The 21,956-nt window shown below is 62.8% G+C and carries 18 protein-coding genes and 1 tRNA gene; 11 read left to right on the top strand and 8 right to left on the bottom strand.

The window, feature by feature from the left end; genetic code table 11:
* The first annotated feature begins 56 nt into the window (after positions 1–56).
* From glgB to bglA, 6 genes are all read left to right on the top strand, one after another.
* The gene (glgB, locus tag AC1DPX_RS31575) at positions 57–2,291 is read left to right on the top strand and encodes a 1,4-alpha-glucan branching protein GlgB (protein ID WP_477241684.1); all 2,235 of its coding nucleotides are present in this window, start codon (positions 57–59) and stop codon (positions 2,289–2,291) included.
* 19 nt (positions 2,292–2,310) lie between these two features.
* On the top strand, positions 2,311–3,576 hold the full coding sequence (glgC, locus tag AC1DPX_RS31570; protein ID WP_202355229.1) for a glucose-1-phosphate adenylyltransferase: 1,266 nt from the start codon (positions 2,311–2,313) through the stop codon (positions 3,574–3,576).
* A gap of 83 nt (positions 3,577–3,659) precedes the next feature.
* Positions 3,660–5,105, top strand: coding sequence for a glycogen synthase GlgA (gene glgA, locus AC1DPX_RS31565; protein ID WP_477241682.1), 1,446 nt, complete (start codon positions 3,660–3,662; stop codon positions 5,103–5,105).
* Positions 5,106–5,108: 3 nt separating this feature from the next.
* A complete protein-coding gene (locus tag AC1DPX_RS31560) occupies positions 5,109–6,737 on the top strand; it encodes an alpha-D-glucose phosphate-specific phosphoglucomutase (protein ID WP_477241680.1) in 1,629 nt (542 codons plus the stop codon).
* A gap of 13 nt (positions 6,738–6,750) precedes the next feature.
* The gene (gene glgX / locus AC1DPX_RS31555) at positions 6,751–8,805 is read left to right on the top strand and encodes a glycogen debranching protein GlgX (protein WP_477241678.1); all 2,055 of its coding nucleotides are present in this window, start codon (positions 6,751–6,753) and stop codon (positions 8,803–8,805) included.
* A 42-nt stretch (positions 8,806–8,847) separates the two neighbouring features.
* The gene (bglA, locus tag AC1DPX_RS31550; RefSeq protein ID WP_477241676.1) at positions 8,848–10,482 is read left to right on the top strand and encodes a beta-galactosidase BglA; all 1,635 of its coding nucleotides are present in this window, start codon (positions 8,848–8,850) and stop codon (positions 10,480–10,482) included.
* Between the two features lie 48 nt (positions 10,483–10,530).
* Here the strand turns inward: bglA and AC1DPX_RS31545 are convergent, their stop codons facing one another.
* Both AC1DPX_RS31545 and AC1DPX_RS31540 read right to left on the bottom strand, forming a co-directional pair.
* A complete protein-coding gene (locus AC1DPX_RS31545; RefSeq protein ID WP_477241674.1) occupies positions 10,531–12,300 on the bottom strand; it encodes a hypothetical protein in 1,770 nt (589 codons plus the stop codon).
* Positions 12,301–12,747 carry a TadE/TadG family type IV pilus assembly protein gene (locus AC1DPX_RS31540; RefSeq protein ID WP_202355223.1) on the bottom strand — a complete coding sequence of 149 codons (447 nt, stop codon included), beginning with the start codon at positions 12,745–12,747 and terminating at the stop codon, positions 12,301–12,303.
* A gap of 283 nt (positions 12,748–13,030) precedes the next feature.
* Between AC1DPX_RS31540 and AC1DPX_RS31535 the strand changes: the two genes are divergently transcribed.
* From AC1DPX_RS31535 to AC1DPX_RS31520, 4 genes are all read left to right on the top strand, one after another.
* Complete coding sequence (locus AC1DPX_RS31535) at positions 13,031–14,623, top strand: peptide ABC transporter substrate-binding protein (protein WP_477241672.1); 1,593 nt, start codon at positions 13,031–13,033, stop codon at positions 14,621–14,623.
* Positions 14,624–14,785: 162 nt separating this feature from the next.
* Complete coding sequence (locus tag AC1DPX_RS31530; RefSeq protein WP_019857069.1) at positions 14,786–15,709, top strand: ABC transporter permease subunit; 924 nt, start codon at positions 14,786–14,788, stop codon at positions 15,707–15,709.
* Positions 15,702–16,823 (top strand): ABC transporter permease, encoded by a 1,122-nt coding sequence (locus AC1DPX_RS31525; protein ID WP_477241670.1) that lies wholly within the window; start codon positions 15,702–15,704, stop codon positions 16,821–16,823. Before AC1DPX_RS31530 ends, AC1DPX_RS31525 begins: the two co-directional genes overlap by 8 nt.
* Before the next feature lie 14 nt (positions 16,824–16,837).
* Positions 16,838–18,457: an ABC transporter ATP-binding protein gene (locus AC1DPX_RS31520; RefSeq protein WP_202355219.1), complete on the top strand. Its 1,620-nt coding sequence runs from the start codon at positions 16,838–16,840 to the stop codon at positions 18,455–18,457.
* A gap of 31 nt (positions 18,458–18,488) precedes the next feature.
* Here AC1DPX_RS31520 and AC1DPX_RS31515 read toward each other — a convergent pair whose 3' ends face one another.
* The 5 genes from AC1DPX_RS31515 to AC1DPX_RS31495 all read right to left on the bottom strand — a co-directional run bounded on the left by AC1DPX_RS31515 (position 18,489) and on the right by AC1DPX_RS31495 (position 21,147).
* On the bottom strand, positions 18,489–18,833 hold the full coding sequence (locus tag AC1DPX_RS31515) for a hypothetical protein (protein WP_202355218.1): 345 nt from the start codon (positions 18,831–18,833) through the stop codon (positions 18,489–18,491).
* A 320-nt stretch (positions 18,834–19,153) separates the two neighbouring features.
* The gene (locus AC1DPX_RS31510; RefSeq protein WP_202355217.1) at positions 19,154–19,588 is read right to left on the bottom strand and encodes a hypothetical protein; all 435 of its coding nucleotides are present in this window, start codon (positions 19,586–19,588) and stop codon (positions 19,154–19,156) included.
* Positions 19,589–19,592: 4 nt separating this feature from the next.
* Positions 19,593–19,808, bottom strand: coding sequence for a hypothetical protein (locus AC1DPX_RS31505; protein WP_202359465.1), 216 nt, complete (start codon positions 19,806–19,808; stop codon positions 19,593–19,595).
* A 574-nt stretch (positions 19,809–20,382) separates the two neighbouring features.
* On the bottom strand, positions 20,383–20,709 hold the full coding sequence (locus tag AC1DPX_RS31500) for a hypothetical protein (protein WP_477241668.1): 327 nt from the start codon (positions 20,707–20,709) through the stop codon (positions 20,383–20,385).
* Positions 20,710–20,835: 126 nt separating this feature from the next.
* Entirely contained in the window at positions 20,836–21,147 is a 312-nt protein-coding gene (locus AC1DPX_RS31495) for a hypothetical protein (RefSeq protein ID WP_477241666.1), read from the bottom strand.
* Positions 21,148–21,513: 366 nt separating this feature from the next.
* Here AC1DPX_RS31495 and AC1DPX_RS31490 point away from each other — a divergent pair, with 366 nt between their 5' ends.
* Positions 21,514–21,729 (top strand): hypothetical protein, encoded by a 216-nt coding sequence (locus tag AC1DPX_RS31490; protein ID WP_477241664.1) that lies wholly within the window; start codon positions 21,514–21,516, stop codon positions 21,727–21,729.
* Positions 21,730–21,879: 150 nt separating this feature from the next.
* Here the strand turns inward: AC1DPX_RS31490 and AC1DPX_RS31485 are convergent.
* Positions 21,880–21,956 (bottom strand) — tRNA-Pro (locus AC1DPX_RS31485).

Genomic DNA, 21,956 nt, shown 5'->3' with positions numbered 1-21,956 from the left:
TGCCAACCCGCATAGCCAGAAATAGACACCTGGTGCCCTGGGAGGGACACTGCCTGATGAGGAAGCCGCGCGCGACCGCTGCGACAAGCGGGCCGGACGGACTGGCGCCAGCCAGCGATGTTGCGGCAATTGTCGCCGGTACGCACGGAGATCCGTTCGCGATCCTTGGTGTCCATGAGGTCGGCAAAGGCCTGTTTGCCCGCTGCTTCGTTCCGCATGCCGAGACTGTCACCGCCTATACGCTGACGGGCCTCGAGGCCGGCGCGTTGTCGAGGCGGGACGACGCGGGCTTCTTCGAAGGCAAATTGTCGATCAAGAAGCGCCAGCCGCTGCGCTATCACGCCAGGAACGCCGGCGGCGACTGGTGGCTGACCGATCCCTATTCGTTCGGTCCGGTGCTCGGGCCGATGGACGACTACTATATCGCCGAGGGGTCGCACCTCAGGCTGTTCGACAAGATTGGCGCGCATGTCATCGATCATGAGGGCGCCACCGGCGTGCATTTCGCCGTCTGGGCTCCCAATGCGCGGCGCGTCTCGGTGGTCGGTGATTTCAACGACTGGGATGGCCGCCGCCACACGATGCGCGATCGCCGCGACACCGGCATCTGGGAGCTGTTCGTGCCCGACATCGGTGCCGGGCGGCCCTACAAATACGAGATCATCGGGCCCGATGGCGTCAGGCTGCCGCTGAAGGCCGATCCGTTTGCGTTCAAATCCGAACTCCGCCCGGCCACGGCTTCGGTCGTTGCCGTGCCGCCGGCGCATGAATGGGGCGACGAAGCGCACCGCAATTTCTGGCGCAATGCCGATCACCGCCGCGAAGCGATCTCCATCTACGAAGTCCACGCCGGGTCCTGGCAGCTTCGCGACGACGGTACCTTCCTGTCATGGGACGAAATGGCCGACCGGCTGATCCCCTACGTCGTCGAGACCGGCTTCACCCACATCGAGTTCATGCCGATCTCCGAGCATCCCTATGACCCGTCCTGGGGCTATCAGACGACCGGCCTTTATGCGCCCTCGGCCCGCTTCGGCGATCCCGACGGGTTTGCCCGTTTCGTCGATGGCGCGCACCGCGCCGGCGTCGGCGTCATCCTCGATTGGGTGCCGGCGCATTTCCCGGTCGACGCGCATGGCCTGGCCCATTTCGACGGCACCGCGCTCTACGAACATGCCGATCCGCGCAAGGGTTTTCATCCCGACTGGAACACCGCGATCTACAATTTTGGCCGCCGCGAGGTGGTGTCGTTCCTGGTCAACAACGCGCTGTTCTGGGCCGAAAAATACCATGTCGACGGTTTGCGCGTCGATGCGGTCGCCTCGATGCTCTACCTCGACTATTCGCGCAAGGCCGGCGAGTGGATTCCCAATGAGAAGGGCGGCCGCGAGAACCTCGAGGCGGTCTCTTTCCTGCAGAAAATGAACAAGGAAGTCTACGGTCACCATCCGGGCGTCATGACCATCGCCGAGGAATCGACCTCATGGCCGAAGGTCTCGGCGCCGGTGCATGAAGGCGGGCTCGGCTTCGGCTTCAAGTGGAACATGGGCTTCATGCACGACACGCTGGAGTATTTTGCCAAGGAGCCGATTTTCCGCAAGCACCATCACAACGACCTGACCTTTGGGCTGACCTACGCCTTCTCAGAGAATTTCGTGCTGCCGCTCTCGCATGACGAGGTCGTGCACGGCAAAGGCACGCTGCTAGGCAAGATGGCCGGCGACGACTGGCAAAAGTTCGCGACCTTGCGGGCCTATTACGGCTTCATGTGGGGCTATCCCGGCAAGAAGCTCCTGTTCATGGGGCAGGAATTCGCGCAGCGCCGCGAATGGAGTGAGGCGCGCGCGCTCGACTGGAACCTGCTCGATTTCCGACCGCATCGCGGTGTCTGGCAGACGGTGCGCGATCTCAACTATCTCTATCGTTCGCGCCCGGCGCTGCATGGCCGCGACTGCGAGCCGGAAGGGTTTTCCTGGCTGATCGTCGACGACAGCCAGAATTCGGTTTTCGCCTGGGTGCGCAACGCGCCGGGCGGCAGCCCGGTGGCTGTCATCTCCAATTTCACGCCGGTGCCGCGCGACAATTATCGCGTGCCGCTGCCGAAGGCCGGCAAGTGGCGCGAGATCATCAACACCGACGCATCCGAATATGGCGGCTCCGGCATGGGCAATGGCGGCATGGTCGAGGCAAGGGCGGAAGGCAAGAGCATCTCGGCAACGATGCTTTTGCCGCCGCTGTCGACGATCATGCTCGAACTCGTTGCCGAGGTCGACGAACAGGGCGAGACTTGAGTAACTTGGGAGGGTAGAAATGGCAGACTTGAAACGGACCCAGCCGCTGGCGCGCGATGCCATGGCCTATGTACTGGCCGGCGGCCGTGGCAGCCGCCTCAAGGAACTGACCGACCGCCGCGCCAAGCCGGCGGTCTATTTYGGCGGTAAGACGCGCATCATCGACTTCGCGCTCTCCAACGCGCTCAACTCCGGCATTCGCCGCCTCGGCGTCGCCACGCAATACAAGGCGCATTCGCTGATCCGCCACCTGCAGCGCGGCTGGAACTTCCTGCGGCCGGAACGAAACGAGAGCTTCGACATCCTGCCGGCCAGCCAGCGCGTCTCGGAAACGCAATGGTATGAAGGCACGGCCGACGCCGTCTACCAGAACATCGACATCATCGAGGCCTATGGCCCCGAATACATGGTCATCCTCGCCGGCGACCACATCTACAAGATGGACTACGAGATGATGCTGCGTCAGCATGTCGACGCCAATGCCGACGTCACCGTCGGCTGCCTCGAAGTGCCGCGCATGGAAGCCACCGGCTTCGGCGTCATGCATGTCGATGCCAAGGACAACATCATCGCCTTCGTCGAAAAGCCCGCCGATCCGCCCGGCATTCCGGGCAACCCGGACTTCGCCTTGGCCTCGATGGGTATCTACGTCTTCAAGACCAAGTTCCTGATGGAGCAGTTGCGCCGCGACGCCGCCGAGCCCGGCTCCAGCCGCGACTTCGGCAAGGACATCATCCCCTATATCGTCCAGCACGGTAAGGCGATCGCGCACCGCTTCACCAAGTCCTGCGTGCGCTCGACCGCCGAGAATGAGGCCTACTGGCGCGATGTCGGAACGGTCGACGCCTATTGGGAAGCCAATATCGACCTGACCGACATCACGCCCGAGCTCGACCTCTACGACCGCGACTGGCCGATCTGGACCTATGCCGAGTTGAAGCCGCCGGCAAAGTTCGTCCATGATGAGGATGGCCGGCGCGGCTCAGCCGTTTCTTCCCTGGTCTCGGGCGATTGCATCGTCTCCGGCGCTTCGCTGAAGAAGAGCCTGATCTTCACCGGCGCGCGCATCAATTCCTATTCGACGCTGGAAGAGGTTGTCATGCTGCCCGACGTTCATGTCGGCCGGAACGCAAAGTTGAAGCGCGTCGTCATCGACCACGGTGTAAGGATACCGGAGGGGCTGGTCGTAGGCGAGGATCCCGCTCTCGACGCCAAGCGCTTCCGCGTTTCGGAGAAAGGCATCTGCCTGATCACGCAGGACATGATCAACAAACTCGGGCTCTAGAGCAGTTCCAGGAAAAGTGCGAAACGGTTTTCCGTCCGGGAGTTGCCTGGAAACGAAGAATTGGACAGGATCGGGATAGACGCATGCAGGTTCTGTCGGTCACGCCCGAGATATTCCCGCTGATCAAGACCGGCGGGCTTGCCGACGTGACCGGTGCGCTGCCCGTCGCGCTCGCGGCCAAGGGCGTGACCATGCGCACGCTCATTCCAGGCTTTCCCGTGGTGATGGACGCCTTCAAGAAAAAGAAGGCTGTCTACCAATATCCGCTGCTGCAGGGCGGCAAGGCTTCGATCCATGCCGTGCAGATCGCCGGGCTTGACCTGTTCGTGCTCGACGCGCCGCATCTGTTCGACCGTCCCGGCGGTCCCTACGGCAATGCTTCGGGCGCGGACTGGCCGGACAATTGGCGGCGCTTCGCGGCGCTGAGCCAGGCCGGCGCCGATATCGCAGGCGGTGCCATCTCGGGCTACCTGCCCGACATCGTCCATGCCCATGACTGGCAGTCGGCGATGACGCTGGCCTATATGCGCTACGGCAAGGCGGTCGGCACGCCGTCGATGATGACCGTCCACAATCTCGCCTTCCAGGGCCAGTTTGGCGCCGGCATCTTCGGCGAGCTCGGCCTGCCGGCGGTGGCGATGGCGCTCGACGGCGTCGAATATTACGGCGGCGTCGGCTTCCTCAAGGCCGGTCTGCAGGCCGCCTGGGCGATCACCACGGTGAGCCCCACCTATGCGCAGGAGATCCGCTCGCCGGAATTCGGCATGGGCCTCGACGGCCTGATCAACATGCGCTCCAGCGACCTCTACGGCATCGTCAACGGCATCGACACCGCCATCTGGGATCCGGAGACGGACAAGCTCCTGGTGTCGAACTATACGGCCGCCACGCTCAAGGCGCGGGCGCCGAACAGGGCAGCCGTTGAGGAGCGTTTCGGCCTCGACCGCGATGACGCCCCGATCGTCTGCGTCATCAGCCGGCTGACCTGGCAGAAGGGCATGGACATTTTGGCGACGGTCATCGACGGCATCGTCGCGACCGGCGCGCGGCTGGCCATACTGGGCTCGGGCGATGCCGGCCTCGAAGGCGCACTGCTTGCCGCGGCCGCACGCCACCGTGGCCGCATCGGCGTGGTCATCGGCTATGATGAGGGGCTGTCGCACACCATGCAGGGCGGCTGCGACGCCATCATCATCCCGTCACGCTTCGAACCCTGCGGACTGACGCAGCTTTACGGCCTGCGCTATGGCTGCGTGCCGGTGGTTGCGCGCACCGGCGGCCTCGCCGACACCATCATCGACGCCAACGAAGCGGCGATGGCGGCCGGCGTCGCGACAGGGTTCCAGTTCGCTCCCAACAATGGCGGCGCGATGCTGCACGCCATACGCCGCCTGGCCGATGCCTACGCCGATCCCGCTTCCTTCGAGACCATCCAGCGCCAGGGCATGAAGGCCGATGTGTCATGGGACAAGAGCGCGGAAAAATATCTTGAACTCTATCGCCTGCTGCTTTCGAAAAGGGTTGCCTGAAGCATGATACGGACCGTCCCCACCAAGCCCTATTCAGACCAGAAGCCCGGCACGTCTGGCCTGCGCAAGAAGGTGCCCGTGTTCCAGCAGGAGCACTATGCCGAGAACTTCATCCAGTCGATCTTCGACGCGCTCGACGGCTTCCAGGGCAAGACGCTGGTGATCGGCGGCGACGGCCGCTTCTACAACCGCGAGGTCATCCAGAAGGCCATCGCCATGGCCGCCGCCAACGGCTTCGGCAAGGTCATGGTCGGGCAGGGCGGCATATTGTCGACGCCGGCCGCCTCGCATGTCATCCGCAAATACAAGACCTTCGGCGGCATCATCCTGTCGGCCAGCCACAATCCCGGCGGCCCGCATGAGGATTTCGGTATCAAGTACAATGCCGGCAATGGCGGCCCGGCGCCGGAAAAGCTGACCGACGCCATCTTCGCCAAGACCAAGGCGATTTCGAGCTTCAAGACCTCAGACATCGATCCGATCGACATCGATACGATCGGTACGGTGAAGGCCGCCGGCATGACTGTCGAGATCATCGATCCGGTCGCCGACTATGCCGAGCTGATGGAAAGCCTGTTCGATTTCGACGCGCTGCGCAAACTGTTCAAATCGGGGTTCCGCATGCGCTTCGACGCCATGCATGCGGTGACCGGTCCCTATGCCAAGGAGATTCTCGAAAACCGGCTTGGCGCACCCAGCGGCACCTGCCGTAACTTCAAGCCGCTGCCGGATTTCGGCGGCCATCATCCCGATCCGAACCTGGTGCACGCCAAGCATCTCTATGACGAGATGATGGGACCGGACGCGCCGGATTTTGGCGCCGCTTCCGATGGCGATGGCGACCGCAATCTGATCATCGGCAAGGGCATTTTCGTCACCCCGTCGGATTCGGTGGCGATGCTTGCCGCCAATGCCCGCCTGGCGCCCGGCTACAAGGCCGGGCTGAAGGGCATCGCCCGTTCGATGCCGACCAGTGGTGCGGCCGACCGCGTCGCCGAAAAACTCGGCATCGGCATCTACGAGACGCCGACCGGCTGGAAGTTCTTCGGCAATCTTCTCGATGCCGGCATGGCGACGATCTGCGGCGAGGAGAGCGCCGGGACCGGTTCCAACCATGTGCGCGAAAAGGACGGCCTGTGGGCGGTGCTGTTGTGGCTTAACATCCTCGCGGCGCGCGGGGAAAGCTGCAAGCAGGTGGTCACCGAGCACTGGGCGGCCTATGGGCGCAACTACTATTCGCGTCATGACTATGAGGAGGTCGAGAGCGACCGCGCCAATGCGCTGGTCGACGAACTCAGGGCCAAGCTCGGTTCGCTGCCCGGCACCAGCGTGCGCGGCCTGAAGATCGCCAAGGCCGACGATTTCGCCTATCACGACCCGGTCGATGGTTCGACCAGCGAGCACCAGGGCATCAGGATCCTGTTCGAAGGCGGCTCGCGCGTCGTCTTCCGGCTCTCCGGCACCGGCACGTCGGGTGCTACGCTGCGCGTCTATATCGAGCGCTACGAGCCGGACAAGGCCAGGCACGATCTCGACACCCAGGCAGCCCTTGCCGACCTCATCGCCGCCGCCGACGACATTGCCGGTATCAAGAGCCACACCGGCCGCAACAAGCCGAGCGTGATTACTTGACATAACGCAACCTATGGCTGCCTCAAATCATTCCGGAATGGGCGCCTATCCTCACGCCAACTTGTTAGGCAAGGGCGTGTTCTTCGCCTTCGCGTCCAACAACGCGTCTCGTGGCTGGGTTTCCTTGTTTGACTCGACCGGGTCGGTAGAAACGCAACGAATAGAGCTTGCCCAAACACCGCTGAAGCCTGCCCGAGATTTGACTGTTTTTGCCGCGTTCGTGCCGAATCTCAAAGCTGGTGCCCGCTACGGGTTTCGCGTCGACGGTCCTTATGACCCCGACAAAGGCCTGTGGTTCGATCCCGCCAAACTGCTCATCGATCCATACGCGATCGAAATCGACCGGCCATATCATTACCACTGGCGACTGGCCGCCAAACGCAACGAAGGCGCCGACACCGCGCCGATCATGCCGAAATCGATCGTGGTCGCAATGCCGGAACCGGTCACGCCACTGCCACCCGTCTTTAAGCCCGGCGGCCTGATATATGAGCTCAACGTCCGATCCTTCACCAGGATGCACCCGGATGTGCCGGAAGCGCAGCGCGGCACGATTGCGGCACTTGCCCATCCCGCCATCATCGAGCATTTGAAGCGCCTCGGCGTGTCCGCCGTCGAACTGATGCCGATCACTGCGTCAATCGACGAGCGGCACCTGCCGCCGCTGGGCCTGAGCAACGCCTGGGGCTACAACCCCGTCACCTTCATGGCGCTCGATCCGCGGCTCGCGCCGGGCGGCCTCAAGGAGTTGCGCGATACGGTCGCGGCGCTGCGCGAGGCCGGCATCGGCACCATCCTCGATCTCGTCTTCAATCACACGGGTGAAAGCGATCGGCTGGGGCCGACGCTGTCGCTGCGCGGGCTCGACAATCGGGCCTACTATCGGCACCAGCCCGACGGTCGGTTGGCCAACGACACCGGCACCGGCAACACCGTCGCCTGCGATCATCCGGTGGTGCGCGACATGGTGCTCGACACGCTTCGCCACTTCGTCCGCCATGCCGGCGTCGACGGTTTTCGCTTCGACCTGGCGCCGGTGCTGGGCCGCGTCGACGGCACGTTCGATCCCTCGGCGCCCTTGCTCGAGGCGATTGCCGGCGATCCCGTCCTTGCCGATCGCGTGCTGGTCGCCGAACCCTGGGACATCGGTCCCGACGGTTATCAGCTCGGCAATTTCCGGCCACAATACCTCGAATGGAACGATCGCTACCGTGACGATGTCAGGCGCTTCTGGCGCGGCGATGCCGGCGCGGTCGGCGCGCTGGCGACGCGGCTCGCAGGGTCGTCCGATGTGTTCGGCAGGGATAGCCAACCTGCCAGCCGCACGGTCAATTTCATCGCCGCCCATGACGGCATGACGCTGGCCGACATCGTCGCCTATGAGCGCAAGCACAACGCGGCCAATGGCGAGCAGAACCGCGATGGCCACAATGAGAACCTGTCCTGGAACAATGGCGCCGAGGGCGAGACGGACAATGCGGCGATCATCAAGGCGCGCTTCGACGATCAATGCGCGCTGCTTGCCACGCTGTTCGCCTCGCGTGGCACCATCATGCTGACCGCTGGCGACGAATTCGGCCGCACCCAGCGGGGCAACAACAACGCCTATGCGCAGGACAATGCCATCACCTGGCTCGACTGGGCCGGCCGCGACCAGGCGCTGGAGCGCTACGCATCGGCGCTCGGCATGCTTCGCCGCACCATTCCGGCCTTGGCCGACACGCATTTCCTCACGGGAGAACCGGCCGATGGCATCCCCGACGTCGCCTGGTTGGCCGAGACCGGCATGCCGCTTGCCGAGGCGGACTGGAACGACCCCGCCCGACATCGCCTCGTCATGCTATTGGGCGATGCTGGCGGCGGCCGCCTTGCCGTCATCATCAACGGCGATCGTCGCCAATGCGTCTTCACCTTGCCGGAGCGGGAACGCTTCCGATGGCAGCCGGCGATCGAAACGCAGGCGATCGACCTTGCGCGGCCGCTGCCGGGCCGCAGCGTCCATTTCATGGCAGAGCATCGGACCGAAAAGTCGCAACCGGCTTTCGGGCAATCCGATGCGAAAAAATAGTTCGCGCCAGGCCGCAAAAGGCCGCGCCGGGAAGGGTTCGTGATGGCCGACGACAATGCGGGGCAGGGGGCCGAATGGTGGCGCGGCTGCGTCATTTATCAGGTCTATCCCCGTTCCTTCCAGGACACGACCGGCGACGGTAGCGGCGATCTCAGGGGTATCACCACGCGGCTTGCCCATATCGCCTCGCTCGGCGTCGACGCCGTCTGGCTGTCGCCCTTCTTCAAGTCGCCGATGGCCGACATGGGCTACGACGTGTCGGATTATCGCGCCGTCGATCCGATGTTCGGCACGCTGGAGGACTTTGATGCTTTGGTCGCCGAGGCGCATCGGCTGGACCTCAAGGTCATCATCGACCAAGTCCTGTCGCACTCATCCGACAAGCACGAATGGTTCATCGAGAGCCGGACCAGCCGCGACAATCCCAAGGCCGACTGGTACGTCTGGGCCGATACGAAACCCGACGGCAACGCGCCCAACAACTGGCTGTCCGTCTTCGGTGGGCCGGCCTGGGAGTGGGATTCGACCCGCCGGCAATATTACATGCACAATTTCCTCGCCTCGCAGCCCGACCTGAATTTTCACAATCCGGAAGTCCAGGACGCCCTGCTGGACACGGTGCGCTTCTGGCTGGAGCGTGGCGTCGACGGTTTCCGGCTCGATACGGTCAACTACTATGTCCACGACCGCTGGCTGCGCAGCAATCCGCCTCTGGCGTCGAGCGTCGCCGGCACCAATGGCGAGACCAACACCTACCTCTACCAGGAGCATCTGTTCGACAAGACGCAGCCGGAAAACCTGAATTTTCTCCAGCGTTTCCGGGCATTGCTGGATGAGTATGAGGGTCGCGCGGCCGTCGGCGAAATCGGCGATGAGGGCCGCTCGCTGCGGACGCTGGCCGCCTACACCGCCGGCGGTGACAAGCTGCAGATGTGCTACACTTTCGATCTGCTCGGTCCGCAGTTTTCGGCGGCGCATGTGCGCGGCTGCGTCGAGGCCTTCGAAAATGCGGTTGCCGACGGCTGGGTCTGCTGGGCGTTTTCCAATCACGACGTGGTGCGCCATGTCAGCCGCTGGACAGGGCCTGACGGCGATGCCGACGCGGTGGCCAGATTCTCGATCATGTTGCTCGCCTGCCTGCGCGGCTCGATCTGCCTCTATCAGGGCGAGGAGCTTGGCCTGGAGGAGGCGGAGCTTGCCTATGAGGATCTGCGCGACCCCGTCGGCATCCGCTTCTGGCCCGGCGTGAAGGGCAGGGATGGCTGCCGCACCCCGATGGTCTGGGAGGCCGGCGCCGACAATGCGGGTTTCTCGACGGGCAAGCCGTGGCTGCCGGTCCCGGCCAGCCATCGCGCCCGCGCCGCCGATGTCCAGAACGGCAACGACCAATCGGTGCTGTCCGCCTACCGGTCGACGCTCGACTTGCGCAGGCGCCATCCAGCACTGGTCAGCGGTTCGATCCGCTTTCTCGACGCCGAAGGCGACGTGCTCGCCTTCATCCGCGAAGGCGGCGGGCGGAGACTGCTCTGCGTCTTCAATTTCGCCGGAGAGCCGGTGGATTGGCCGTTGCCAAGGGATGTCGGAGCGGTTGCTGCTGTCTTGGGTGGCACCGTCGCTGTCGGGGAAGAAGCGCTCTCGCTGCCGGCTCTCGGTTGCTTCCTTGGCCGGGTCGAATGACTGGCGGTTCGACCGCGCCTCGGCCAGGCAACCGCCTGGCCACAGAACTTACTGAACGAGCACAGCCCGTCCGCAGGTCGCTCCGGTGACACGCACATCGGCCTGGCCAACACCGACACCCAGGGCCGACAGCACATTGTAGAGCAAGTCGTCGACGGGCGCCGTTACACCGTTGAGCAGCGTCACCACCGCGGGTTTGACCGTTCCGAGCAGGGCGGTGAGATCGATACCGAGACCAAGCACACCGACCGAAAGCGACAGGTTGTTGACCAGCGATGTGGTGAGCGACTGCGAGATGTTGCGCGTCGAAACGGTTTTCACCGTCTTGTTGGCGATGTCGGTCGCGTTGAAGGTCAAGGTCTGCGGGCTGTTGTTGGTGATAGCGGTCGCGGCCGACCCCATCACCTGGATCAGCGGGATGTTGAGCAGCAGCAGATGCAGGCTCACATCGGCGATGTCCGCATCGGTGAACGTCTGCGGCTGGCTGAAATCGGCGAAGCCGGAGGGATTGTTGCTGTTGGCCAGATTCAGCTGGGCAACACCCGGGCGTGCGGCGATGGAAACGCTTATGCTGGAAGGCCCTGTCGGGCAGGTGATGTCGGTCAGCTTGGCTTCGGCATAGGCGACTTCGACATTGAGCGGCAGATTGACGGCGAGCAGGCTGATGCCACCACCGAGGCCGGGCGTGCCGACACCGACGGAGGCCGTCAGTTTGATGCGCGTCTGGGCAGTCCGCACGACAGTGCCGATGCCATCGACCGCCAGCCAGGGCGAGGATTGCGCCGGCTGCCCGATGGCGATGTTGAGCTTGGTCGAGAGCAGTCCCGGAATGGTGGCGCCGAGATCGACCGCAGCCTGGTTGGTGCCGTTGGCGAGCACGGCGGCGGCGGTCAGCATTCCCATGGCGCTTGCGTCGACGCCGAGGCCGGAAGGCTGTTGCCCGAGCCCCAGGCTGCCGACGGAACCGAGATCGACAAGGCTGCTAAGCGGGATCTTGACCGTGCTGGTCGACTTGGAGGCGATGGTCTGCAGGGCGACCTTGGCCGTGTTGCCGAGGCCAGGGACGTTGGCCATGGCGGTGGCGATCTGACCGACGGTCGCTTTCGAGGCCAGCACGTCCGAATAGGTGCCGGCCGTGATGTTCAATTGTGTGGCGAGGGCACTGATGAAGGACAGCACGCTGACATCGGCCGAGATCAGCCCGTTATAGTCCATGACACTGAGCGAGATATTGCCGCCCAGCAGCCCGCTCAGCAGAGCATTGAGGATGCCGCCATTGACGCTGAGCAGTCTCGACCCCACCGAGAATGTCGCCTGCGGCGTCATGCTGGCCGTGGCCTGGGTGCCGATGACCGGAGTGGGGATGAGCGAACTCGCGAAATAGCGGGCGGGGATTTTCGCCAGCGTCACACGCACCGCATTGTAGGGCGTCACGCCCGGCTGGAAGCGCTGGGTGACATTGGTGGTCGATGAGGCATATCGGCCTTGCGTGACCGTCACCACCGTCTTTCCGACAGCCGGGGCAATGGTCTGGCCCGAGGCTTGAACGACGACTCCCGGCATGCCGTTGTCGGTAAGCGTGGTGACGACCGCCGTGTTGACATTGTTGATGTTCGAGGCGGCGGTGATCGCCGCCAGGTCGACCATCGCCTGGGCTTGCCGGCGCTCGGTGTAGATGGATGCTTCATCGATGGCCACCGCGGCCAGCGCCAGCGCGACCGGCGCGCTCAGCGCGGTCATGACGGCGAAATTGGCCTTCCTGTCCCCCACCATCGACCGTGCAAGCCGGCCGATGCCCTTGCCCGCACGCTGCAGCATTCAAATACCCCCGACCCTGATCGTTGACTGACGCTTGATGGTGGTCGCCGGCAAGGCGATGCCCGGGAAGAGATTCCAGATCGGCAGGTTGCGCGCATCGTAGGAGATCGACACCACGAACTGGCTGCCGTCGGCCACGCTGTCATTGGCCTGGTAGGTCAGTTTGCTGGCGTCCACGAAGGGGTAACCGCCGGCATTGTTGGTGAGGAAGGCGGCGACGAGCGTCTGCCGTTCGGTCTGGTTCAACCCGGCTATGGCCGTCCGGGCGGCATCCGCCGCGATCTGCTGGACCGAGCTGGCGGCGCCAAAATAGATACCGTACGCAACCATCCCGAGTAGAAGAAGGATAAAGATCGGCGATAGCAGAGCGAACTCGACCGCTGAAGTTCCCGAATTGTCTGTTCGGAACGCGCGCCTTCGGAGCCTGGAAATGAGGTTCTGAACCATGATACCAGCATGCCAAAGTTCGCATGCAGAAAGCGAAAACTCAGGGTACAACCTGAGGATGCCTGCGATTGAAAACGCCGCTCTAAATTAGCAGTTGCTTCTTCGATTCTAGGGATTGACTTAGGGTCAATCAGTACTCGGTTGAAAAGAGCTTACCTCCTGTCTAGTCTCCTGCCACCAGCTGCCGGAGGGAACCGGCGGCGCGCTCGAAGGAACCAGGCATCGGTTCCGGGGCGTCAACACTTAAAGGCGCGCCCACGGCAGCGCCGACAGGGAGAACTTCATGCTGAAAAACATGCTGAAGGCGACGGTATTCGCCACCACCATGGCGGTAGCCGCCGGCGCATTCTACTCGCCGGCGTTCGCCGAGAGTGTCTACAACCGGGGCACCGCGGCTGAATCGGAATCGGTCGACCCGCACAAGACCTCGACGGTCTATGAAGCCAATGTGCTGCGCGACCTGTTCCAGGGACTGGTCATGCAGGACGAGAAGGCAAACCTCATTCCGGGTGCCGCCGAAAGCTGGACGGTATCGGATGACGGCACCGTCTACACCTTCAAGCTGCGCAAGGACGGCATGTGGTCGGACGGCAGCCCGGTGACGGCGGACGACTTCGTCTACGCCTTCCATCGGCTGGAGGACCCGGCGACCGGCGCCGAATACGCCTCGATGCTGTATCCGGTGAAGGGCGCCGAGGACGTCAACACCAAGAAAGGCAAGCCCGAGGACATGGGCGTCAAGGCGGTCGACGCCAACACCCTCGAGGTGACGCTGAAGGCGCCCACCCCCTATTTCCTGGAGATGCTGACCCATCAGGCGACCTATCCGGTCAGCAAGGCTTCGATCGAGAAGCTCGGCGCGGACTGGATCAAGCCCGGCAACCTCGTCTCGAACGGCGCCTATACGCTGGCCGAATGGGTTCCCAACGACCACATGAAGCTGGTCAAGAATCCGAAATTCTGGGACGCCGCGACCGTCAAGTTCGACGTGGTCAACTACATCCCGACCGAAGACCGCTCATCGGCGATGAAGCGCTTAGAGGCCGGCGAACTCGACAGCTATGACGACCTGCCGACCGAACAGCTCGCCGACCTCAAGACCAAGTTCGGCGCCCAGATCCATGTCGGCCCGTATCTCGGCACCTATTATTACGCGATCAAGACCGATAAGGCGCCATGGAACAATCCTGAACTGCGCAACGCCATCTCGATGGCGATCGACCGCGACTTCATCGCCGAAAAGGTCTGGCAGAACTCGATGCTGCCCGGCTATTCGATGGTGCCTCCCGGCATCGAGGGCTACACGCCGGCAATGGCCAAATACGCCGACATGCCGCAGATCGACCGTGAGGACGCCGCCAAGAAGATCCTCGAGAAGCTTGGCTATACGCCCGAGCATCCGCTGAAGATGGAAATCCGCTACAACACCTCGGAGAACCACAAGAACACCGCTGTGGCCATCCAGGAGCAGCTGAAGCCGCTCGGCGTCGACGTCACGCTGCTCAACACCGACACCAAGACCCACTATTCCTTCCTTGAGCAGAAGGGTGACTATGACGTGGCGCGTGCCGCCTGGATCGCCGACTACAAGGACCCGGAAACCTTCCTTGGCATCTCGCGCAAGGCGAGCGGCAACAACTACTCGAACTACAACAGCCCGGCCTACGAAGCGGCCATGGACAAGGCAGCCGCCGCCGGCGGCAAGCCAGAGGAGCGCATGAAGGAGCTCTCCGAGGCCGAGCGCATTCTCGTCGACGACGTCGGCCAGATCCCGCTGCTCTACTACAGCTACCACGACATCGTGTCCTCGAAGCTGCATGGCTTCGTCGACAATGTGATGGATGTCCATCCGTCGCGTTTCGTCAGCAAGGATTGATCCCTGGCCAAGCCGCCGCGCACTTCGTGCGCGGCGGTGCTGGTTTGCCATCGCATCGGCCGGGAAGCGCAATCGATTTTCGGAAAATCCGGTGCGAAGATTTGAAGGCTGGAGCACAATGGTCCAATCGGACAGGCGTGTTCCGGATCAAGTGGGGCACCGATGCTGCGATACGTATTCCGGCGGCTTTTAACCGCCATACCGACGCTGTTCGTCATCGTGACGATGGCGTTCTTCCTGATGCGCGTCGCGCCAGGCGGGCCATTCAACCAGGAGCGGGGGCTGAGCCCCGAGATCAAGGCCAACCTTGAGGCCCAGTTCGGCCTCAACGATCCGCTCTGGCTGCAATATGTCCACTATCTCGGCAATCTGCTGCGCGGCAATTTCGGTCCGAGCTACAACATGCCGGATTTCACCGTCACCGAACTGTTTGCCAAGGGCCTGCCCATTTCCGTCCAGCTCGGCGCCTCGGCGCTGATCCTGGCGCTGCTGCTCGGTTCCGTGCTCGGCACCATTGCCGCGCTCAACCAGAACAAGCTTGGCGACTATACGGTGATTGCGCTGGCGACGGCCGGCAGCACCATCCCCACCTTCGTCATCGCGCCGGTGATCCAGCTGCTTTTCGGGCTGACCTGGAAGCTTCTGCCGATCGGCGGCTGGGGCGACGGCGCCTTCATCAACAAGGTCGGCCCGGTGCTGACGCTTGCCTTGCCGCAGATCGCCATCGTCGCCCGCCTGATGCGCGGCTCGATGATCGAATCGTTGCGCTCCCATCACATACGCACGGCCCGTGCGCTCGGCCTTTCCGATTGGTCTGTGGTGGTCAAGCACGCCTTGCGTGGCGCCATCCTGCCGATCGTTTCGTTCACCGGCCCGGCGGCGGCGGCCCTTTTGACCGGCTCCGTTATCGTCGAGACGATCTTCTCCATTCCCGGCGTCGGCCGCTATTTCGTCGATGCGGCACTCAACCGTGACTACACGCTGGTGATGGGGACGGTGGTGGTGATCGCCATCTTCACCATCGTCTTCAACCTGATCGTCGACGTCATGTACGCGGTCGTCGACCCGAGGGTTCGCTATGACTGACATCGCAGCCACTGCTCCCGCTATTGTCGGCCGCTCGCTGTGGGGCGATGCCTGGGCGCGCCTCAAGGCCAACCGCGCCGCCATGTTCAGCCTCTACTACCTCGCTTTGATCGGGCTCGTCAGCGTGTTTGGCCCCTGGTTCGTGCCGCATCAGTACACGACCATCTATGCCGACTATGTGCGCATGCCGCCAAGCCTGACGGCCTATCCGAAGCCCGACATGATCGAGTCCGCGCTCAATGATGCGATCAAGCGCATGCGGGTCGATATCAAGGAATGGCACCAGGAGGGCGATCAGGTCTTCGTCACGGTCAAGTCGACCAAGCCGATCGATGACCGCAATATCCGCTACCTCGACCGATCCGACGCCTTTGATGACACCAAGATCGTCGACAAGTCCGCCGACGGCCTCGAAGCAACGATGAGCGCGTCGGTCAAGCAGCAATATTTTCTGTTCGGCACCGACAACACCGGCCGCGATCTGCTGTCGCGCACGCTGATGGCCGGGCGCATCTCGCTGGCCATCGGCCTGCTTGCCGGTGTCGTCGCGGTGGTGATTGGCGTCATCTACGGCGCCGCCGCGGGTTTCTCCGGCGGCAAGATCGACGAGGTGATGATGCGCATCGTCGATGTGCTCTACTCCTTGCCGTTCATCTTCTTCGTCATCATGCTGGTGGTGTTCTTCGGCCGCAACTTCGTGCTGATGTTCCTGGCGGTCGGGGCAGTGCTATGGCTCGACATGGCGCGCATCGTGCGCGGCCAGGCGCTATCGATCCGCCGCCAGGAATATGTCCAGGCGGCGGAAGCCATGGGCGTCGGCCAGCGCGGCATCCTGCTGCGCCATGTCATCCCCAATCTGCTCGGTCCGGTGGTGATCTACATGACGCTGCTGGTGCCGCAGGTCATCATCCTGGAGAGCTTTCTGTCGTTCCTCGGCCTCGGCGTGCAGGAGCCGATGACCAGCTGGGGCGTGCTGATCTCGGTCGGCGCCAAGAACATCGGCACCGCCAACTGGCTGCTGCTGTTTCCCGCCTTCTTCCTCGTCTCGACGCTGTTTGCCTTGAACTTCGTCGGCGACGGCCTGCGCGACGCACTCGACCCGAGAGACCGGTAAAGATGGGGACCGTCATGGCCACGCCCGAAACGATCCTCAGCGTCAAGGACCTGCGCGTCCGCTTCCGCACGCTCGACGGCGCCGTCGAAGCGGTGAAGGGCATCAACATCCACGTCAATGCGGGCGAGACCGTTGCCGTGGTCGGCGAATCCGGCTCCGGCAAGAGCCAGACCATGATGGCGGCGATGAGCCTGCTCGCCTCGAACGGCGAGGCCACGGGCAGCGTCGACTATCGCGGCCGCAACCTGCTGACCCTAAGCAAATCCGACCTGAACAAGGTGCGTGGCGCCAAGATCAGCATGATCTTCCAGGAGCCGATGACCTCGCTCGATCCGCTCTATTCGATCGGCAATCAGCTGATCGAACCGATCCGCCGGCATCGCGGCCTGAATGCCGCCGAGGCACGCGAAGAGGCACTCAAGCTCTTGCGTCTGGTGCACATTCCCGATCCGGAGCGGCGGATGAAATCCTACCCGCACGAAATGTCCGGCGGCCAGCGCCAGCGTGTGATGATCGCCATGGCGCTCGCCAACGACCCGGACATCCTGATCGCCGACGAGCCGACCACGGCGCTCGACGTGACCATCCAGGCGCAGATCCTGATGCTGCTCGCCGAATTGCAGCGCAAGCTCGGCATGGCGATCGTCTTCATCACCCACGATCTTGGCATCGTCCGGCGCTTCGCCGACCGGGTCTATGTCATGCGCCAGGGCGAGGTGGTCGAGGAGGGCGAGGCGGGAGCGATCTTCGCCAACCCGCAGCACGCCTACACCAAGATGCTGCTGGCGGCCGAGCCGACGGGAAGCAAGGCGGCGCCGCCCGTCAATGCCCCGGTGGTGCTGGAAGGCAGGAATGTCGAGGTCACGTTCAGGATCGGCGGCGGGTTTCTGGCCGGCGAGCCGCTGATGCTGCGCGCCGTCGACGACATTTCGATCCGGCTGCAGCGCAACCAGACCATCGGCATTGTCGGCGAATCCGGCTCGGGCAAATCGACGCTCGGCCGCGCTCTGTTGCGGCTGCTGCCGAGCGATGGCTTGATCCGGTTCGGCGATCGCGACATTTCCACCGCCGACCGGCAGGCGATGCGGCCGCTGCGGCGCCAGATGCAGCTCGTCTTCCAGGATCCGTTCGGCTCGCTGTCGCCACGCATGACCGTCGGCCAGGTCATCACCGAAGGTCTGCTGGTGCACGAGCCCAATCTTTCGGGCAAGCAGCGCGACCAGCGCGCGGTCGAGGCCTTGCTCGAGGTCGGCCTCGACCCCAACGCCCGCAACCGCTACCCGCACGAATTCTCCGGCGGCCAGCGGCAACGCATCGCCATTGCCCGCGCCATGATCCTGAAGCCCAAGATGGTCGTGCTGGACGAGCCGACCTCGGCGCTCGATCGCTCGGTGCAGAAACAGATCGTCGAACTGCTGCGCAAGCTGCAGGCGGACCATGAACTGTCCTACCTCTTCATCAGCCACGATCTCTCGGTCGTGCGCGCCATGGCGGACTACATCATCGTCATGAAGCAGGGCAAGATCGTCGAGCAGGGGCCGACCGAGGCGATCTTCAGCAATCCGCAGCACGTTTACACGCAGACGCTGATGGCTGCCGCGATCGATGTCACGCGCTTTCGGCTGAGCGCGTGAGACGGCGCTTCAGGTGAGGACGCCCGTCCGCTCAGCCGGCTGATCTCGGGCATTTGCGCTCCCGCACGGCGGCAATGGCATCCTGCTGCTGTTTCAGCCGGTCGATCCTGGCTGTTTCACGGTTGGCGACGGCGGCCTTCACCCGCGAGCCGCCAAGCAGCCAGCGCGGAACACTGGTGTTGGCCACCTTGCCGCGGGTAATGGCTGTCTGAGAGATTTCGCCGGCGTTCTCACCCAGCGCTCCATTGAGCTCGACACAGCTCATGCTCTCGTACTTCGCCGGATCGGCGGTCCTGCCGATCGACGAGCAGCCGGCAACGAGAAGCACCACAATCACAAAAACCGGTGTCGAGGTCGTCGTCGAGATCGAATTCATGTCCACACCGGCTCACCGTTTCACTGGCCCCATCATATCCATCGAACTATCTGGAGCCGACGATTATTTCGTCAAAGATTGCGCTCGCGAAGAACCCCTGGGCATGGGCCGACGGCGGCCAGCCAATATGGGAACGTTCTCGGCCACTCGAAGTTGGTGTGCGTCGAGTGTCCAAATGCAATCACTGGAAACGAAGAGGGGCCGCCTCGGCTGACGCCGGAGCGGCCCCTCGTCCATCCTTGGCCGACGGCGCCACCGGCGGTTCGCGCTGTTTGCGACACCAGCCCTCGTGCGGCGCCATCGTTCAACTTCCCTGGAATTCAGGCTGCTTCGGCGATTGCGGTGGGAGTCCGGCCGCCGAGCACTGCTCGGGCGATGTCGGTTGCATTTTCATCGACATGCGCCGTCACCAAGACGATGCCATCGGCGACGCTCCGTTTATCCGGCTTTGCCGCCGCGGTCATGAAGGCACCGAGCAGCCCGCCGGCACCGCCGCCGCAGACCGCGCAAGCCAGTGCTGTTGCCGGCAGTCCGGCCGGAAGGGAACTGGCCGCGTGGACGACCAGGGCGCTCATGCACGCCAATGCCGCACCGACGGCACAGAGGATAACACTCGGAGACCTTAGAACTGCCAGTTCGTCCTTGTAAGGCCCGATAATGGCGATCTGAACGCGAGGAACACCGACCGCAACCAGTTCTCCAGCAACCCTGGCGGCTTCGGCGTGGGAATCAAAAAGCTTGCTGATTGTCCGCATGGTCTCAGAGCGGTTTCTCGTCAACCAACCCATCGGCAACGAAGGACGCGGCGATCAAGTCGTCGCCATCAATGCTTCCCCGCCCGTCGACCAGCGTGGCCGCGACCTTTTGGAAGGTCTTCATTTCGCTCATGGTGATCCGGGCCTGCTTCATCCTGGCCTTGAGGTCAGCCACGCGCTCCCCCAAGAAATCGGATTGTATGGCCTCACTGTTGGACATGGTGACGTTCATTCAGTTTCGCTTCCTCGTCTGATCGTCCTCGCGCCCAGCCAATCGAACAGCGTCGAAGCGCAAACGTTCCCTGGTCGGACTTCGGTCTGGTGCAGCATCGGACCTTTGTCTGGCCGCAAGATGCAATGGTCTTGCCCGTGGTTCTGCAAGGAACGGCCGCCGTTCGTGGCCGTTGTCCGCTACACGTTCGGGAGGAAGCCGATGGACAAGAGTGTTGGTCAAGCGCGCTGGTTGCTTGCGGTGATCTTCGCCATGCCCATCACATTGATGGCGATCGCAATAGCCTTTGGCTGACCATCCGAGAGTACGAATATTGGCAGATTGGCGTAGCTACGTCCCTTCCTGCGCCGATAGGGTTCGCCCGCCGCGCCCGCGTGGCGGGCGAACCCTGAATATCTGCAAGCCCTAGCCAGCTTTCCAGCCAACGTGGCGAGATTCCGCGACCTATTTCGGGGGCATCGCATTTGATAATGCCTTGTCTCGGCACGCCAGATCACCCGCGATGGTTCAGATTTCTTGCAGAAGGCCCGGCTGCAAACGAACCGGGCCTTCGGTCGGTCGATCAATAATCGTTGTTCTCGATCACCATAGGGCGGCGATGATGGTGCTTGGACACCGAGTTCGTAATAACGACAGCATCAGGGCGATGGTGGCGGCGGCCGTGATCGTAGAAAGCGACCGTACCGTGGTGGCGATGGTACCGGCGGCCGTGATCGTAAAAAGCCATCGTACCGTGGTGGCGATGATGCAGGCGCTGACCGTCCTCATTGATGATCTTGACGTTGCTGTGGTGGCGATGGTGGGTCTTGATGATTACGGTCTCTGCCGCCGAAGCGACAGCCGGCAATCCGATCGAAAGCGCCAAAGCGCACATGATCATTGATTTCATTGCAATTTCTCCGTTACCTTGATTAGCCCTTCGTTGGATAACTGCCGCTGGGGCCTTTGGTTCCGGGTTTTTCAAGGACGATAGGGAAGCGTACGGGAAGTCGAAGGACGGACGATCCGGCATCGCCTAAGGCTGAGAGGGGGCGGCCTCACGCTGGTGGAATTTGCAAAGAACGAAGTGGTTCGATGCATCGGTCGCGCCGGCGTCGGGCAGCACGACGATCTGCGCCCAAAAATCGCAATATCGTACTATCGCGTCCGGCAAGTCTTTGGCGGTCATGCCGTAGACGACGGCGATATCGCCGTCTCTACAGTTGGTCTTCCCTGAAAGCTGGGCCGCCGCCGCCATGATTTGGCATGATCGCTCGTCGTCCGCGTGGGAGGGCGCGCAATGGCAGGCAAACGCGAATACCGCTGCTGTGAAAGCCAGTCGTTCCATAGTGGCCCCGACGTTCTGCCATTCTCTCGGGAAACATGCGCCTTAGCTAATATAAAAGCAATCACGGGGCCATTGCCCGATCTTGCTGAGAGATGGAACATTAGGTTCGCCTAATAGTTCTCCTCTCATCCGGCACCATCGCTTGGTGTCTGCTGAGGATCAGCCGGGAAGGGTTGGTCGGCCCACGTTCCTCCGCCAGAGGCGCGGGCTTTCCAGGCAACAGGAGAAAGATCATGAACAACATCATTTGGCTCGTCGGAGCGGTGGTCATCGTCATAGCGATATTGAGCTTCTTCGGTCTGCGGTAGGCGCGGCTGAGTCATGCCAGCTGACCCTCTATCGGAAGGTGACCAGCCAAAGCGGACAATGCGAAAGCGCCGCAGGCTATCTGGAGAAGACCGAAACGATGCCGAGAAGTTCATTGCTTCTGTTCCGCCTGAAGACAGGAGCTTTCGCGTCTGGTTCCTGTCCAATGAAACAGGCATCAGCGCGGACCAGGCAAGCGAACTTGTCGACAGAATCGAGACAGACGGCGCGGCGTTGTTGAATGCCGCGCGACGGATGAAAATTCACGGGCAATGACCGACAGCCGCTACGTCGTCGACGTTTCCAATAAACTCACTGGCGTAGCGCGTTGGCGCTCAACGGGACCGGTTGCCGAGGATCGGCATGTCCCGGATATCGCGTTTTTGTGGGTGTCGGGAGACACAGATATCCAGGTATCTGTTTTTCTGGTCGGAGTGGCAGGATTTGAACCTGCGACCCCCTCGTCCCGAACGAGGTGCGCTACCAGGCTGCGCTACACTCCG

Source organism: Mesorhizobium sp. 01N446 (assembly GCF_056399285.1).
The sequence above is the reverse complement of the archived record's forward strand: the minus strand, read 5'-3'. Positions and strand labels throughout refer to the sequence as shown.

Coding starts and splice junctions, on each gene's coding strand:
- AC1DPX_RS31525 (WP_477241670.1), top strand. CDS start 15,702: ATGACTGACATCGCAGCCACTGCTCCCGCTATTGTCGGCCGCTCGCTG.
- AC1DPX_RS31530 (WP_019857069.1), top strand. CDS start 14,786: ATGCTGCGATACGTATTCCGGCGGCTTTTAACCGCCATACCGACGCTG.
- bglA (WP_477241676.1), top strand. CDS start 8,848: ATGGCCGACGACAATGCGGGGCAGGGGGCCGAATGGTGGCGCGGCTGC.
- glgX (WP_477241678.1), top strand. CDS start 6,751: ATGGCTGCCTCAAATCATTCCGGAATGGGCGCCTATCCTCACGCCAAC.
- AC1DPX_RS31515 (WP_202355218.1), bottom strand. CDS start 18,833: ATGAATTCGATCTCGACGACGACCTCGACACCGGTTTTTGTGATTGTG.
- AC1DPX_RS31545 (WP_477241674.1), bottom strand. CDS start 12,300: ATGCTGCAGCGTGCGGGCAAGGGCATCGGCCGGCTTGCACGGTCGATG.
- glgB (WP_477241684.1), top strand. CDS start 57: ATGAGGAAGCCGCGCGCGACCGCTGCGACAAGCGGGCCGGACGGACTG.
- AC1DPX_RS31490 (WP_477241664.1), top strand. CDS start 21,514: ATGCGAAAGCGCCGCAGGCTATCTGGAGAAGACCGAAACGATGCCGAG.
- glgA (WP_477241682.1), top strand. CDS start 3,660: ATGCAGGTTCTGTCGGTCACGCCCGAGATATTCCCGCTGATCAAGACC.
- AC1DPX_RS31495 (WP_477241666.1), bottom strand. CDS start 21,147: ATGGAACGACTGGCTTTCACAGCAGCGGTATTCGCGTTTGCCTGCCAT.
- AC1DPX_RS31535 (WP_477241672.1), top strand. CDS start 13,031: ATGCTGAAAAACATGCTGAAGGCGACGGTATTCGCCACCACCATGGCG.
- AC1DPX_RS31500 (WP_477241668.1), bottom strand. CDS start 20,709: ATGAAATCAATGATCATGTGCGCTTTGGCGCTTTCGATCGGATTGCCG.
- AC1DPX_RS31520 (WP_202355219.1), top strand. CDS start 16,838: ATGGCCACGCCCGAAACGATCCTCAGCGTCAAGGACCTGCGCGTCCGC.
- AC1DPX_RS31560 (WP_477241680.1), top strand. CDS start 5,109: ATGATACGGACCGTCCCCACCAAGCCCTATTCAGACCAGAAGCCCGGC.
- AC1DPX_RS31540 (WP_202355223.1), bottom strand. CDS start 12,747: ATGGTTCAGAACCTCATTTCCAGGCTCCGAAGGCGCGCGTTCCGAACA.
- AC1DPX_RS31505 (WP_202359465.1), bottom strand. CDS start 19,808: ATGTCCAACAGTGAGGCCATACAATCCGATTTCTTGGGGGAGCGCGTG.
- AC1DPX_RS31510 (WP_202355217.1), bottom strand. CDS start 19,588: ATGCGGACAATCAGCAAGCTTTTTGATTCCCACGCCGAAGCCGCCAGG.